Origin of the sequence: Aeromonas sp. 97A (genome assembly GCF_051919185.1) — a bacterium.
Lineage (GTDB): Bacteria > Pseudomonadota > Gammaproteobacteria > Enterobacterales > Aeromonadaceae > Aeromonas > Aeromonas veronii.
In genome coordinates, this window is sequence record NZ_JBQBFF010000001.1 from 2,888,266 (window position 1) to 2,902,500 (window position 14,235).

The following is a 14,235-nucleotide window of genomic DNA, read 5'->3' on the forward strand; positions in this document are numbered from 1 at the left end:
GGAACCAATGATGACAGGATTCAAACAGCATAAAGGGATCGTCGTCCCCCTCGACAGCGCCAACGTCGACACCGACGCCATCATTCCCAAGCAGTTTCTACAGAAGGTCAACCGCATCGGTTTTGGCAAGCACCTGTTCCACGACTGGCGCTTCCTCGACGATGCAGGCCAGCAGCCCAACCCCGAGTTTGTACTGAACCAGCCACAATTCGCCGGTGCCAGCATCCTGTTGGCCCGCGAGAACTTCGGCTGCGGCTCGAGCCGCGAGCACGCCCCCTGGGCGCTGGCCGACTACGGCTTCAAGACCATCATAGCGCCGAGCTTTGCCGACATCTTCTACGGCAACGCCATCAACAACGGCATGGTACCGGTGCGTCTGAAGGAGGAGGAGGTCGACGCCCTGTTCCAGCTGGTTGCCGCCAAACCAGGCATCGAGATCGAGGTGGATCTGGAGGCCAATCAGGTACGTGCAGGTAGCCTCTGCTTCGGTTTCGAGATCGATGAATTCCGCCGTTACTGTCTGCTCAACGGCTTGGATGCCATCGGCCTGACCCTGCAGCACGAGGCCGCCATCAGCGCCTTTGAGGCGAAGCAGCCGAGCTGGATTTAACGCGCCAGCTGCAAAAAAACGAGTAGAATCAACAGGGAGCTTCGGCTCCCTGTTTTACTGCCCGCTACGCTTCCCACTTTGGGCCACCGGAACTGGCCCGTGCCACAGGAAAGGATGATGAAGAGACCGACGGCAATCCCTCTGCTCTGTGCCCTGCTGCTTACCCTGCCTGCGGGGGCCAATCAAACCAGCTTCAACAACAGCCTCGGCCAGATCAGCGTCGGCTGGCAGGATAGCGAAGGTAAACCCCAACAGCTCACCTACCGGCTCGAACAGGGCAAGTTGCCGCCCCTTATCGCCTATCGCTCGGCGAGAATGCAGGAGGAGGTGTTGCAGGTGTTGCTGCGGGAGGTGCGCCAGAACTACCCCGAGGTGCAGTTCACCCTCGCCCGTCCCTCGCTGGAGCTGCATCTGAAAAGCCGCAATCAGGACAAGGCGCGCGAGGCGATGGCCTTTCTGCAGTCCAAACGGAGCAAAGAGGAGCAGGCGTGGCTGACCAAACACTACTTCCAGTACTTCAACACCCCAGACGGGCAGCTGGCGGTGAAGCAGGATCATGTGCGCATCGCGCTGGAGAGTCGCAGCGGGCTGGCTCCGCTGGCGGATCAACTCAAGCAGCAGGGCAGCACCGAAACGGAAGCGCGCCAGAAGACCGTGGCCCATATGCTCACCTTTATCCAGAGCATCCCCTATCAGCAGCTCGACAGCCTGAACGGCAGGCAGGGCAAGGGATTTCTATCTCCCCGTCAGGTGCTGGAGCAGAACCGGGGGGACTGCGACAGCAAGGTAACCCTGATGGCCGCCATGCTGGCTCAGCTCTTTCCGGAGCTGAAACAGGCCATGGTGTTCGTCCCCGGCCATGCCCTGCTGGCCGTTGACCTGCCCGCCAAGCCGGGGGATGTGACCCTCAACTGGCAGGGGCAGAACTACCTGTTGCTCGAACCTACCGGTCCCGCCACCTTGCCTGCAGGCCAAATAGCATCGACCAGCAAAACGCTGGTCGATAGCAAGCAGTTGAGTGTGCAGCCGGTTCAGGAAAAAGGCTAATCCCCTCCCTCTGCCGATGGGGAGAGAGGATTAACCTTGAGGCAGAAACTCTACCGCCAGCAGCAACCCGCTCTCCTCCTCCAGCACCCGGATAATACGGGCATGGGCTTCAAAGGGAGGCAACAGGTTGTTGTTGGTGGCAAGACTGATCCGGATGGGCTGATTGATGTCGAGCTGATGTTCAGAGACCGCAATCCCCATGCCGTTGGCACTGAGATCCCGGCAGATCCCCTCCAGCACCAGCTGCTGCTGATAGACGGTGACCGGAGCATTGATGACCATGCGCGCAAAGGCACGCCTTTCCTTGGTATTGGTAAGCACGCGAACATCCTCTGTTGGGTGGGCGTCATCTCATGGGTATTGCACAATTGTGCTGGTCTACCCAAAAGAACGTTAATACAATGCGGTTCGTTTCTCAAACGGGGTGCGGTTTACCGCTGAGATTATACCCGTGTACCTGATCCAGATAATGCTGGCGGAGGAATTTGAGGCATGGCGCTCATTTTTTGCGCCCTCACCCGCTGGCACCTCGTTATTAACAAGTAATAGGGAGTGCCACCCATGAAGACCCTGCTGCTGGTCACCACCGGCCTGCTGTCGGCCAATGTGTTCGCCGCCGACACCCTCACCGTCTACACCTACAGCTCCTTCACTGCCGAGTGGGGTCCGGGGCCCAAGATCAAACAGGCCTTCGAGAAAGCGTGCGACTGCACCCTCAATCTGGTTCCCCTCGAAGATGGGGTCGCCATCCTCAACCGGCTGCGGCTGGAGGGCAACCACAGCAAGGCCGATCTGGTGCTGGGGCTTGACGATGCCCTCATCAGCGAAGCCAAACAGAGCGGTCTGTTCGCCCCCCATCCCGCCAAGCTGGATGGCATCAAGGTGCCGGGTGGCTGGCAGGATGACACCTTCGTCCCCTACGACTACGGCTACTTCGCCTTCGTCTATGACAAAGACAAACTCAAGCAGCCGCCCAAGAGCCTAAAAGAGCTGGTGGAGCGTCCCGACCTCAAAGTGATCTATCAGGATCCCCGCACCTCCACCCCGGGGCAGGGGCTGATGCTGTGGATGAAGTCTGTCTACGGCGACAAGGCGCCTGCCGCCTGGGCCGAGCTTGCCAAAAAGACGGTCACCGTCACCAAGGGGTGGTCAGAGGCCTATGGCATGTTCCTCGATGGCGAAGCGGACATGGTGCTCTCCTACACCACCTCTCCGGCCTATCACCTGATTGCCGAGAGCAAGCCCCAGTATCAGGCTGCCGCCTTCGAGGAGGGTCACTACCGTCAGGTAGAAGTGGCCGCCAAGCTGAAGAGCGCCAAACAGGAGAAGCTGGCTGACCAGTTCCTGCAATTTATGGTGAGCCCCGCCTTCCAGAACGAGATCCCGACCGGCAACTGGATGTATCCCGTTATCGACACGCCGCTGCCCAAGGGCTTCGAGCAGATGATCACCGTAGCCAAGCCGCTCGCCTTCAGCAGCGATGAGGTGGCCGCCAATCGCAAAGGGTGGATCCGCGAGTGGCTGCAAGCCGTCACCCAGTGAGCCGTTATCTGAAACCACAGGCTCGTCCCCTCTGGTGGTTGCCGGGCAGTGCTGCCACCCTGTTGATCCTGCTGTTATCCCTCGGGCCGCTGACGGCACTGCTGTGGCAGGCCGGTTCGCTGGCCCCCCGCACCCTGATCGCAGATCCTTATCTGCGTCATGTGCTGGGCTTCAGTCTGGGGCAGGCACTGCTCTCCACCCTGCTCAGTCTCGGGCTGGCCATTCCGGTGGCCCGCGCGCTGGCGCGGCGCCGTTTCGTTGGCCGAACCCTGCTGATCAAGCTGTTTGGTCTCTCGCTGGTACTACCGGTCATCATCGCCATCTTCGGTATCGTGGCTGTCCACGGCAAACAGGGGTGGCTGCCGCAACTGTTGCGCTCATTGGGGCTGGATCCCGGCAATTATCTCTACGGCCTGTTCGGTATCCTGCTGGCCCACGTCTTCTTCAATATGCCGCTGGCGGCACGCCTGATGTTGCAGAGCATAGAGAGCATCCCCGAATCGAGCTGGCGCCTCGCCAGCCAGCTCGGCATGCGCTCATCCCACATCTTCCGGCTGCTGGAGTGGCCGCTTATTCGCGGCATATTGCCGGGGCTTGCCAGCCTCATCTTCATGCTCTGCTTCACCAGCTTCACCACAGTGCTGGCGCTGGGCGGCGGCCCGAAATCCACCACGCTGGAGGTGGCCGTCTATCAGGCGCTGCGCTTTGACTTCGATCTCGCCACCGCAGGCGGACTGGCGCTGGTGCAGCTAATCCTGACCGCCGCCCTGCTCGCCCTGCAACACAAGCTGCAGAGCACCCCGGCCAGTCGGGTGACGCCTCGTCGCCCCTGCCTGCGGCCGGATCGCCATCAGCCGGGCGCGGCCGTGGTGGATCTGCTCTCACTCGGTATCGGGCTCGCCATCTTTCTGCCGCCACTGCTGGCTATCGTGGTGGCAGGCCTCCACCCCGGCCTGCTGACGGCGCTCACCTCCAGCAAGCTGTGGCAGGCAAGCGGCCAGTCGCTGCTGATTGCGCTGGCGGCGGGCACCCTGGCCACTCTGCTTGGCAGCGGCCTGCTGCTCACCAGCCGTCACCTCAAGGTACGCACCCGCCAGCGGCGAGCTGCCGCCCTGTGGGAGGCCAGCGGTTCGATGATCCTGATGATCCCGGCGGTGGTGCTCTCCACCGGTCTCTTCATCCTGTTTATGCCGTTCGCCGATGTGTTCGCCCTCGGCCCCTGGCTGGTGGTGCTGGTCAACGCCCTTATGGCGCTGCCCTATGTGCTGCGCACCCTCTCAGCCCCCATGCAGTTGGTGGTACGCCAATACGATCGGCTGGCGGATAGCCTGGGGGTACGTGGCCTGCATCGCCTGCGGCTGGTGGAGTGGCCGCTGCTGCGCCGCCCGCTGGCACTGGCGATGGCGCTGTCGATGATCCTCTCGCTGGGGGATCTCGGCGCCATCGCCATGTTTGGCAGTCAGGAGCTCACCACCCTGCCCTGGCTGCTCTACCAGCAGCTTGGCAGTTACCGGCTGACCGAGGCGGCTGCCACCGCTCTGCTGCTGCTTACGCTCTGTTTCTCCCTGTTCTGGCTGGTGGAACGGGGGCTTGGAGGAAAACATGCTGAACATTGATACGCTGGTGACCAGCTACCCCGACTGGTGCGTCAGCTTCAGCGCAACCCTGCCCAAGGGGGAGATCACCGCACTGATCGGCCCAAGCGGTGCAGGTAAATCGACCCTGCTCGGGATGATCGCCGGATTCGTGCCGGTGGAATCAGGCCGCCTCAGCTTCGATGGCGAAGATCTGCTGCCGCTGGGCCCGGCCGAGCGACCAGTCACCACCCTGTTTCAGGATCACAACCTGTTCCTCCATCTGTCGGTGTTCGACAATATCGCCATCGGCTTGCACCCGGGTCTGCGCCTGAGTGCCGCCCAGCGGGCACAGGTGATCGATGCAGCCGCACGGGTTGGTCTTGGCGAGATGTTAAACCGCCAGCCTGAACAGCTCTCCGGCGGCCAGCAGCAGCGAGTCGGGCTGGCTCGCGCGCTGGTGCGCGGCAAACCGCTGCTGCTGCTGGATGAGCCCTTCTCTGCCCTCGATCCCGCCCTGCGCCGGGAGATGCTGGCGGAAGTGGCGAGGCTAGCCTGCGAACAGGGCATTACCGTACTGATGGTGTCCCACAATCCGGAAGATGCCCAGCTGATTGCCGATCAGGTGCTCTTTGTCGACGAGGGCCGCATCGCCCTGCAAGGCAAGCCGGATATTCTGCAAAATAGCGACCACCCGGGGCTGCTGCGCTACCTTGGCCAATAGCCCTTGGGAGTAAAGACTGCGCCATGATCAAAAAAGGAGGCCGATTGGCCTCCCTTTGTATCTGGAAATATTCATTTAAATCAGAGGTTTTCCTCGGCGAACGAAGCCAGTCGGCTGCGCACCACGCCATTGAGGAAAATGTTGGCACTGCCGTCAAAATCCTTGAAACGCTCGACTATGTAGGTGAGACCCGAGGTCACCGGGCTCAGATAGTTGGAGTCGATCTGGGCCAGGTTACCGGAGCAGACGATCTTGGTACCCTCGCCGCAGCGGGTGATGATGGTCTTGATCTGGGACGCGGTCAGGTTCTGGCACTCATCCAGCAGCACGAAGGTGTTCTGGATGCTGCGCCCGCGCATGAAGTTGACCGATTTGAACTGGATGTTGGCCTTCTCCATGATGTAGCTGAGCGAGCCGCTCATGTTCTCGTCCTGCTTGTGCAGCACCTCCAGGGTGTCGGTCACCGCCGCCAGCCAGGGCATCATCTTCTCCTCTTCGGTGCCGGGCAGGAAGCCGATGCTTTCGGCAATTTCCGGGGTATTCCGGGTGACGATCACCTTCTCGTAAATGCCCTTCTCAATCACCAACTCCAGCGCCGCCGCCATCGCCAGCAGGGTCTTGCCGCAACCCGCCGGGCCGGTCAGGATCACCAGATCGATGTGCGGATCGAGCAGTGCATCCAAAGCCATCCCCTGATAGACATTCTTGGGATGGACACCCCACGCCTTGCGGGACATCAGCCGCTCGCGGCCCAGATCCTTGATGCGGATCTTGTTGCCATCGTGGCTGAGTACCCGGGCGGCGAAGAAATTCTCTTCATCCACCAGATACTGGTTTACGTGAACCCCTTCCAGCAGATTGGCATCGATCACATGGATGGTGTCGCGGCCATGGGTCTCGCTCTCGCACTCGCCAACCCGCTCCCAAAAGCTGCCGGGCACAACCTGAAAGCCTTTAGCCAGCAGGCGGATATCGTCGATCAGCTGGTCGCTACGGTAATCTTCAACGTGAGCAAGCCCGGCCCCCTTGGCCTTGAGGCGCATGTTGATGTCTTTGGTGACCAGCACCACCTGACGCTTCAACTCGTGCTTTTGCAGATAGAGGGCCGCGTTGATGATGCGGTTGTCGGCCTCCTTGTCGGTAAACACCTCGGCATCCTGCGGCAGATGGTGATCGCTGAAGATGCAGATATTGCCGCTCGCTTCGCCAGCCAGTGGAACGCCCTGGGTGATCTGATCCGGGGTTGCATCGCGGAACACATCTTCCAGCGCACGGATGGCTACCCGCGCGTCGCGGCTGACATCCTTGTTGCGATCCTTGATGTTATCGAGCTCTTCCAGCACCGTCATGGGGATGAGCACGTCGTGCTCTTTGAAGGAGTAGATAGCGAGGGGTTCGTGAAGCAGAACGTTGGTATCCAGGATAAACAGCTTTCGGTCCGTATTGTCCATAAGCATCCTCCTTGGCACTGAAGGGCCACGTGTGTGAATCTCAGATGTCATTGAAACCACACGGCCGTGACAGTTTTATTACCCTCAACGCTACGCCCGATTTTACTATCGCGCAACAAGTCACTGGGCCGCCTGATTTGATTGCGCATAAAAACAGCAATAAAAAGACCGGCACTGTGGCCGGTCTTTTCTCTATCGTTCAACTACTTGGGCATGTCTGTCAGCCGCACTTGGAGTCGCCACAGTTGAGGCAGGTCATGCAGCCATCCTTCAGCACCAGCGCCTTGGTGTGGCACTTGTAGCAGAGCGCGGCATTGGCCGGGAAACCACTGCTCGCCTCCTGCTCTTCAGCCTCCTGAGCGGCTTTCAACTCGGCTTGCTTCTCGGCCAGAAACGCCTGCTGATGCTCGTCCAGACCCGGCGCCTTGAGCATGCCGATCTCGGTGAGATGGCTCTCGATCACGTTGCCAATTTCGGCGATCAGCGACGGCACATACTTGCCCTTGTTCCAGTAGCCGCCCTTGGGATCGAATACGGAACGCAGCTCCTCGACCAGGAAGGTGACATCCCCCCCCTTGCGGAATACCGCCGAGATGATACGGGTCAGCGCCACGATCCACTGGTAGTGCTCCAGACTCTTGGAGTTGATGAAAATCTCGAACGGACGGCGAGTTTCGTGAACCGTGCCCTCGTTGAGAATAATGTCGTTGATGGTGATGAACAGCGAGTGCTCGGAGACATGCTCCGGCGTCTTCAGCTTGTAGGTGGTACCCATCAGCCGCTCCGGGCGCAGCACGGTTTCGTGCATGTGCACCACGTCATCCTGCGCAGAGAGATCTTCTTGCGGCTCATCCTTGGTACGCACCTTGTAGGCGACGATTTTCTTGTCGATCTTCTTGACCATAATGTCGTTCTCAGAATTTACCGTAATAGCCTTCTTTCAAGGCGTCGTAGAGGTTGGCGGCCGTATGCAGCTCGCCATCGTATTCAATCTCTTCGTTCCCTTTGACGGAGATGACGGAGCCATCCTCCAAGGTGAACTCATAGAGGGTGTTCTCCAGATCCTTCTCCTTCACCAGCACGCCCTGGAAGGCCTCCGGATTGAAGCGGAAGGTGGTGCACCCCTTGAGGCCAGAGTCCGAGGCATACATGTAGATGTCCTTGAACTGCTCGAACGGGAAATCGGTTGGCACGTTGGCAGTCTTGGAGATGGAGGAGTCAATCCAGCGCTGGGCCGCCGCCTGAATGTCCACATGCTGCGCCGGGCTGATGTCATCGGCAGTAATGAAATAGTCCGGCAGACGGCTCGCCTCATCATCGGCATAGGGCATGGCGGCCGGATTCACCAGCTCGCGATAGGCCAGCAGCTCGAAGGAGTAGACATCCACGCTCTCCTTGCTCTTCTTGCCCGGCTTGATGACGTTGCGGCTGTAGTGGTGGGCAAAGCTCGGCTCGATGCCGTTGCTGGCGTTGTTGGCCAGTGACAGCGAGATGGTGCCGGTCGGCGCAATACTGCTGTGGTGAGTGAAACGCCCACCCACTTCCGCCAGCTCGGCGACCAGCGCAGGATCCACCTCGGCAACCTGCTGCATGTAACGGCTGTAGCGTGCGTGCAGCACCTTGCCCTTCACCTTGTCGCCCACCTTGATGCCATCAGCCGCCATTTCCGGGCGCAGACGCAGCATCTTGCCAGTCACTTCAAACTCCTGCTCCATGATGGGGGCAGAGCCTTTCTCCTTGGCAAGGCGCAGGGACTCCTGCCAGCCGGTCATCGCCAGCTCTTGGGATACCTGCTCGGTAAAGGCGACGGATGCCGCAGAGCCGTACTTGATCTGCAGCATGGTGAGGGTCGAACCAAGACCCAGGAAACCCATGCCATGCCGGCGTTTGGCTGTGATCTCCTCGCGCTGTTTGGCCAGTGGCAGTTGGTTGATCTCCACCACGTTGTCGAGCATGCGAGTAAAGATGGCCACCACCTTGCGAAACGCCTGCCAATCGAATGCCGCGTTTTCAGTAAAAGGGTCGCGCACAAACTTGGTCAGATTGACCGAGCCCAGCAGACAGGCACCGTAGGGCGGCAACGGCTGCTCACCACAGGGGTTGGTCGCGCGGATCTCTTCACTGAACCAGTTGTTGTTCATCTGGTTGACCTTGTCGATCAGGATGAAGCCGGGCTCTGCATAGTCATAGGTGGAGGTCATGATGACGTTCCAGAGCTTGCGTGCCGGCAGGGTCTTGTAGACCTTGCAGGCGACCTGCCCCAGCTCGTTGAATACAACCCCTTCCTTGTTGGGCCAGTCGGCCCATAGCACCTGAGCAGGATCGTCCAGCGCAATGCCATCCTGCTCCACCTCTTTGGCGGTGTAGGGGAAGATCAGCGACCAGGGGGCATCCTCTTTCACCGCCTTGACGAAATCTTCGGTGATGAGCAGGGAGAGGTTGAACTGACGCAGGCGACCATCTTCACGCTTGGCCTGAATAAACTCGATCACATCGGGATGGCGGATATCCATGGTACCCATCTGGGCGCCGCGACGGCCACCGGCTGACGAGACGGTGAAACACATCTTGTCATAGATATCCATAAAGGAGAGCGGGCCGGAAGTGTAGGCACCGGCACCGGAGACAAAGGCACCGCGCGGGCGCAGGGTCGAGAAGTCATAGCCGATACCGCAACCGGCTTTCAGGGTCAGACCGGCCTCGTGCACCTTGCCGAGGATATCGTCCATCGAATCTTCGATGGTGCCGGAAACAGTACAGTTGATGGTTGAAGTAGCAGGCTTGTGCTCAAACGCCCCCGCATTGGAGGTGATGCGGCCCGCCGGAATGGCCCCATTGCGCAGCGCCCACAGGAACGGCTCATACCAGGCCTCAGGTTCCAGCTCCTGATCTGCCAACGCACGGGCAACCCGCTGGTAAGTCTCATCGATAGAGCTGTCGATGGGAGTGCCATCCTTGCTCTTGAGGCGATACTTGCTATCCCAGATCTCGAGGGACGTTTCCTGCATGGGGATAAGGCGGGAGCCAAGCTCACTCTCCAGCACCGGGTTCGATTTAGCCATTTTCAATCAACCTTATGTGAATGCATCAACATCATGACAACAGCAGAAAACACAACTAATGGTGCCATCTAAAATTAATGGCACAACATATAGTACACCTGATGCCATGAGGGGGTCGATTCTAACCTAAAAAAATGCCCCGGCCAGCAGATTTCTGGGCCAGGGCACTTAACTGATTAATTTGCTAAGAGATTTAACACTCAGAGATAGATCAGGGCTTCTTGACGTAAACGGTCGGTGTTTCACCCGCCATATTCAGATAGAACTCGTAGACGCCATCAGCATCCGGTGAGAACTTCATGTCCTCATACTTGGAGCAGGGGTTAACCGGCACCGCCTCACCACCCAACACGGCAACACCATCACTCGGGCTCTTGTAGCCAAAGTTGGTACCGCAGCTCCAGCCTGAATCAGCAAACTTGAACTTGTAGGGGGCCCACTCTTTCTTGAGGGTGCCTTTGGCCATATAGAGCTTGTCCGCCACCTTGACTACCTTGCTTTCATCAGTGGCCATCCAGTCGTTCATCTCCCCACGCAGGTAGATGGACTTGCCACCGAAATCGCCGTTGTCTGCCCCAGCCTGCTCTGCACCACCATTGGATGCGCAACCGCCTAATACCAGGGTTCCCGCCGCCAGCATCATCGTTACTGTTCTTTTGAACATGGGTCTATTCCTTAAATTATTGTGATTCCTTGGTCCATCCATGTGGACTGAAGAATTAAACCAGAGCAGGCATCACAAGAAAGGTAGAGGCATCACATTCTGTACTTTTTGTATCCAACACATTGAACTGGTGAGCAAATATCGAACAGAAAAAGAGGTCGTTTTGGGGCTTTAGAAGGGTAATCAATGAATGACAAGAAGGGGAAAGTCTAATAATCCGGTGACGTGCTGAATTGCAGGCATAAAAAACCCCGCTCGATGAGCGGGGTTTCTTGTATTGGGTGCCTGGCAGTGTCCTACTCTCGCATGGCGAATGCCACACTACCATCGGCGCTACCGCGTTTCACTTCTGAGTTCGGCATGGGATCAGGTGGTTCCACGGCGCTATGGCCGCCAGGCAAATTCTTAATCTAGAAAGCTGACGTGAGTAGTGATGTTGCGCTTGGCTTGTCACTATCACTGAATTTGAGTAGTTCGCTTGGTATCTGTTACAAGCCTTAGAACACTTCTTGGGTGTTGTATGGTTAAGCCTCACGGGTAATTAGTATGGGTTAGCTCAACACGTCGCCGCGCTTACACACCCCACCTATCAACGTTGTGGTCTCCAACGGCCCTTTAGGACCCTCAAGGGGTCAGGGATGACTCATCTCAGGGCTCGCTTCCCGCTTAGATGCTTTCAGCGGTTATCGATTCCGAACTTAGCTACCGGGCAGTGCCACTGGCGTGACAACCCGAACACCAGAGGTTCGTTCACTCCGGTCCTCTCGTACTAGGAGCAACTCCCTTCAATCATCCAACGCCCACGGCAGATAGGGACCGAACTGTCTCACGACGTTCTGAACCCAGCTCGCGTACCACTTTAAATGGCGAACAGCCATACCCTTGGGACCGACTTCAGCCCCAGGATGTGATGAGCCGACATCGAGGTGCCAAACACCGCCGTCGATATGAACTCTTGGGCGGTATCAGCCTGTTATCCCCGGAGTACCTTTTATCCGTTGAGCGATGGCCCTTCCATTCAGAACCACCGGATCACTATGACCTACTTTCGTACCTGCTCGACCTGTCCGTCTCGCAGTTAAGCTGGCTTATGCCATTGCACTAACCTCCTGATGTCCGACCAGGATTAGCCAACCTTCGTGCTCCTCCGTTACTCTTTGGGAGGAGACCGCCCCAGTCAAACTACCCACCAGGCACTGTCCGCGAGCCCGATTCAGGGCCCTGCGTTAGAACATCAAACATACAAGGGTGGTATTTCAAGGACGGCTCCAGCGCAACTGGCGTCACGCCTTCAAAGCCTCCCACCTATCCTACACATGTAGGTTCAATGTTCAGTGCCAAGCTGTAGTAAAGGTTCACGGGGTCTTTCCGTCTAGCCGCGGGTACACCGCATCTTCACGGCGAATTCGATTTCACTGAGTCTCGGGTGGAGACAGCATGGCCATGGTTACACCATTCGTGCAGGTCGGAACTTACCCGACAAGGAATTTCGCTACCTTAGGACCGTTATAGTTACGGCCGCCGTTTACCGGGGCTTCGATCAAGAGCTTCGCTTGCGCTAACCCCATCAATTAACCTTCCGGCACCGGGCAGGTGTCACACCCTATACGTCCACTTTCGTGTTTGCAGAGTGCTGTGTTTTTGATAAACAGTCCCAGCCATCTGGTCACTGCGACTCCCAACTGCTCCATCCGCAAGGGACTTCACTGTCAAGAGCGAACCTTCTCCCGAAGTTACGGTTCTATTTTGCCTAGTTCCTTCACCCGAGTTCTCTCAAGCGCCTTGGTATTCTCTACCCGACCACCTGTGTCGGTTTGGGGTACGATGACTTGTAATCTGAAGCTTAGAGGCTTTTCCTGGAAGCAGGGCATCAATGGCTTCCACACCGTAGTGTGTTCGTCTCGTGTCTCAGTGTTGTGTCTCCGGATTTGCCTGGAAACACCACCTACGCACTTTCACCAGGACAACCGTCGCCTGGCCCACCTAGCCTTCTCCGTCCCCCCATCGCAATTACAAGTCGTGCAGGAATATTAACCTGCTTCCCATCGACTACGCCTTTCGGCCTCGCCTTAGGGGTCGACTCACCCTGCCCCGATTAACGTTGGACAGGAACCCTTGGTCTTCCGGCGAGGAGGCTTTTCACCCCCTTTATCGTTACTTACGTCAGCATTCGCACTTCTGATATCTCCAGCATACCTCTCGATACACCTTCGCAGACTTACAGAACGCTCCCCTACCACTCACACATAAGTGTGAATCCGCGGCTTCGGTGCCTGGTTTGAGCCCCGTTACATCTTCCGCGCAGGCCGACTCGACTAGTGAGCTATTACGCTTTCTTTAAATGATGGCTGCTTCTAAGCCAACATCCTAGCTGTCTGAGCCTTCCCACATCGTTTCCCACTTAACCAGAACTTTGGGACCTTAGCCGGCGGTCTGGGTTGTTTCCCTCTTCACGACGGACGTTAGCACCCGCCGTGTGTCTCCCGGATATTACTTACTGGTATTCGGAGTTTGCATGGGGTTGGTAAGTCGGGATGACCCCCTAGCCCAAACAGTGCTCTACCCCCAGTAGTATTCGTCCGAGGCGCTACCTAAATAGCTTTCGGGGAGAACCAGCTATCTCCGAGTTTGATTGGCCTTTCACCCCCAGCCACAGGTCATCCCCTAACTTTGCAACGTTAGTGGGTTCGGTCCTCCAGTTGATGTTACTCAACCTTCAACCTGCCCATGGCTAGATCACCCGGTTTCGGGTCTACACCTTGCAACTAGACGCCCAGTTAAGACTCGGTTTCCCTACGGCTCCCCTATACGGTTAACCTCGCTACAAAATGTAAGTCGCTGACCCATTATACAAAAGGTACGCAGTCACCCCGAAGGGCTCCCACTGCTTGTACGTACACGGTTTCAGGTTCTATTTCACTCCCCTCACAGGGGTTCTTTTCGCCTTTCCCTCACGGTACTGGTTCACTATCGGTCAGTCAGGAGTATTTAGCCTTGGAGGATGGTCCCCCCATATTCAGACAGGATGTCACGTGTCCCGCCCTACTCGATTTCACATCAAGGTTGTTTTCGTGTACGGGGCTATCACCCTGTATCGCCGGCCTTTCCAGGACCGTTCCACTAACTTCCAAGATGCTTAAGGGCTAATCCCCGTTCGCTCGCCGCTACTGAGGGAATCTCGGTTGATTTCTTTTCCTCGGGGTACTTAGATGTTTCAGTTCTCCCGGTTCGCCTCTGTTACCTATGTATTCAGTAACAGATACCCGAGTTATCTCGGGTGGGTTTCCCCATTCGGAAATCTGTGAGTAATAGCGTCTCTTACCGACTTCTCACAGCTTATCGCAGGTTAGTACGTCCTTCATCGCCTCTGACTGCCAAGGCATCCACCATGTACGCTTAGTCACTTAACCATACAACCCCAAGAAGTGTCGGTGAAACCGGCACAGCTTGTTGTCGTACAACAAGGACCAAATAAAATTTGGTTTTCGCCAAGAAGTTTCCAAAGCACTTGTAACAAATGTTTGAGAACTACTTTTTAAATCAGCTTTCCAGATTGTTAAA

The 14,235-nt window shown here is 57.4% G+C and carries 10 protein-coding genes, 2 rRNA genes and 1 riboswitch; of the genes, 5 read left to right on the forward strand and 7 right to left on the reverse strand.

Annotated elements, in window-relative coordinates; genetic code table 11:
• The first annotated feature begins 10 nt into the window (after positions 1-10).
• The gene (gene leuD / locus ACTG27_RS12930; RefSeq protein WP_100654506.1) at positions 11-610 is read left to right on the forward strand and encodes a 3-isopropylmalate dehydratase small subunit; all 600 of its coding nucleotides are present in this window, start codon (positions 11-13) and stop codon (positions 608-610) included.
• Positions 611-727: 117 nt separating this feature from the next.
• A complete protein-coding gene (locus ACTG27_RS12935) occupies positions 728-1,657 on the forward strand; it encodes a transglutaminase domain-containing protein (protein WP_439980518.1) in 930 nt (309 codons plus the stop codon).
• A 30-nt stretch (positions 1,658-1,687) separates the two neighbouring features.
• Here ACTG27_RS12935 and ACTG27_RS12940 read toward each other — a convergent pair whose 3' ends face one another.
• Positions 1,688-1,978: a PilZ domain-containing protein gene (locus ACTG27_RS12940; protein ID WP_005339160.1), complete on the reverse strand. Its 291-nt coding sequence runs from the start codon at positions 1,976-1,978 to the stop codon at positions 1,688-1,690.
• 89 nt (positions 1,979-2,067) lie between these two features.
• Positions 2,068-2,158: riboswitch (TPP riboswitch) on the forward strand.
• A gap of 60 nt (positions 2,159-2,218) precedes the next feature.
• On the opposite strand from ACTG27_RS12940, the gene thiB reads away from it, so the two are divergent.
• Genes thiB through thiQ form a run of 3 tightly spaced genes read left to right on the forward strand, consistent with a single transcriptional unit; the run spans position 2,219 to position 5,497 of the window.
• The gene (thiB, locus tag ACTG27_RS12945; protein ID WP_058057209.1) at positions 2,219-3,199 is read left to right on the forward strand and encodes a thiamine ABC transporter substrate binding subunit; all 981 of its coding nucleotides are present in this window, start codon (positions 2,219-2,221) and stop codon (positions 3,197-3,199) included.
• Positions 3,196-4,815, forward strand: a complete 1,620-nt coding sequence (gene thiP, locus ACTG27_RS12950) for a thiamine/thiamine pyrophosphate ABC transporter permease (protein WP_439979776.1) — start codon at positions 3,196-3,198, stop codon at positions 4,813-4,815. The genes thiB and thiP overlap by 4 nt, the downstream gene beginning before the upstream one ends.
• Positions 4,802-5,497 (forward strand): thiamine ABC transporter ATP-binding protein, encoded by a 696-nt coding sequence (thiQ, locus tag ACTG27_RS12955; protein WP_439979777.1) that lies wholly within the window; start codon positions 4,802-4,804, stop codon positions 5,495-5,497. Before thiP ends, thiQ begins: the two co-directional genes overlap by 14 nt.
• Positions 5,498-5,577: 80 nt before the next feature.
• Here the strand turns inward: thiQ and ACTG27_RS12960 are convergent, their stop codons facing one another.
• From ACTG27_RS12960 to ACTG27_RS12985, 6 genes are all read right to left on the reverse strand, one after another.
• Positions 5,578-6,948 (reverse strand): PhoH family protein, encoded by a 1,371-nt coding sequence (locus ACTG27_RS12960; protein ID WP_005358170.1) that lies wholly within the window; start codon positions 6,946-6,948, stop codon positions 5,578-5,580.
• 220 nt (positions 6,949-7,168) lie between these two features.
• Complete coding sequence (locus tag ACTG27_RS12965) at positions 7,169-7,852, reverse strand: TSCPD domain-containing protein (RefSeq protein WP_204477725.1); 684 nt, start codon at positions 7,850-7,852, stop codon at positions 7,169-7,171.
• 10 nt (positions 7,853-7,862) lie between these two features.
• A complete protein-coding gene (locus tag ACTG27_RS12970; RefSeq protein WP_439979778.1) occupies positions 7,863-10,010 on the reverse strand; it encodes an adenosylcobalamin-dependent ribonucleoside-diphosphate reductase in 2,148 nt (715 codons plus the stop codon).
• A gap of 211 nt (positions 10,011-10,221) precedes the next feature.
• On the reverse strand, positions 10,222-10,674 hold the full coding sequence (locus ACTG27_RS12975; RefSeq protein ID WP_031227982.1) for a pullulanase: 453 nt from the start codon (positions 10,672-10,674) through the stop codon (positions 10,222-10,224).
• A 283-nt stretch (positions 10,675-10,957) separates the two neighbouring features.
• Positions 10,958-11,072 (reverse strand): 5S ribosomal RNA (gene rrf / locus ACTG27_RS12980).
• Positions 11,073-11,194: 122 nt separating this feature from the next.
• A 23S ribosomal RNA gene (locus ACTG27_RS12985) occupies positions 11,195-14,084 on the reverse strand.
• Positions 14,085-14,235: the final 151 nt, after the last annotated feature.

Bases quoted from the DNA above. Each gene is read 5' to 3' on its own strand.
- leuD (WP_100654506.1), top strand. From the start codon at position 11: ATGACAGGATTCAAACAGCATAAAGGGATCGTCGTCCCCCTCGACAGC.
- ACTG27_RS12975 (WP_031227982.1), bottom strand. From the start codon at position 10,674: ATGTTCAAAAGAACAGTAACGATGATGCTGGCGGCGGGAACCCTGGTA.
- ACTG27_RS12965 (WP_204477725.1), bottom strand. From the start codon at position 7,852: ATGGTCAAGAAGATCGACAAGAAAATCGTCGCCTACAAGGTGCGTACC.
- ACTG27_RS12970 (WP_439979778.1), bottom strand. From the start codon at position 10,010: ATGGCTAAATCGAACCCGGTGCTGGAGAGTGAGCTTGGCTCCCGCCTT.
- ACTG27_RS12935 (WP_439980518.1), top strand. From the start codon at position 728: ATGAAGAGACCGACGGCAATCCCTCTGCTCTGTGCCCTGCTGCTTACC.
- thiQ (WP_439979777.1), top strand. From the start codon at position 4,802: ATGCTGAACATTGATACGCTGGTGACCAGCTACCCCGACTGGTGCGTC.
- ACTG27_RS12960 (WP_005358170.1), bottom strand. From the start codon at position 6,948: ATGGACAATACGGACCGAAAGCTGTTTATCCTGGATACCAACGTTCTG.
- thiB (WP_058057209.1), top strand. From the start codon at position 2,219: ATGAAGACCCTGCTGCTGGTCACCACCGGCCTGCTGTCGGCCAATGTG.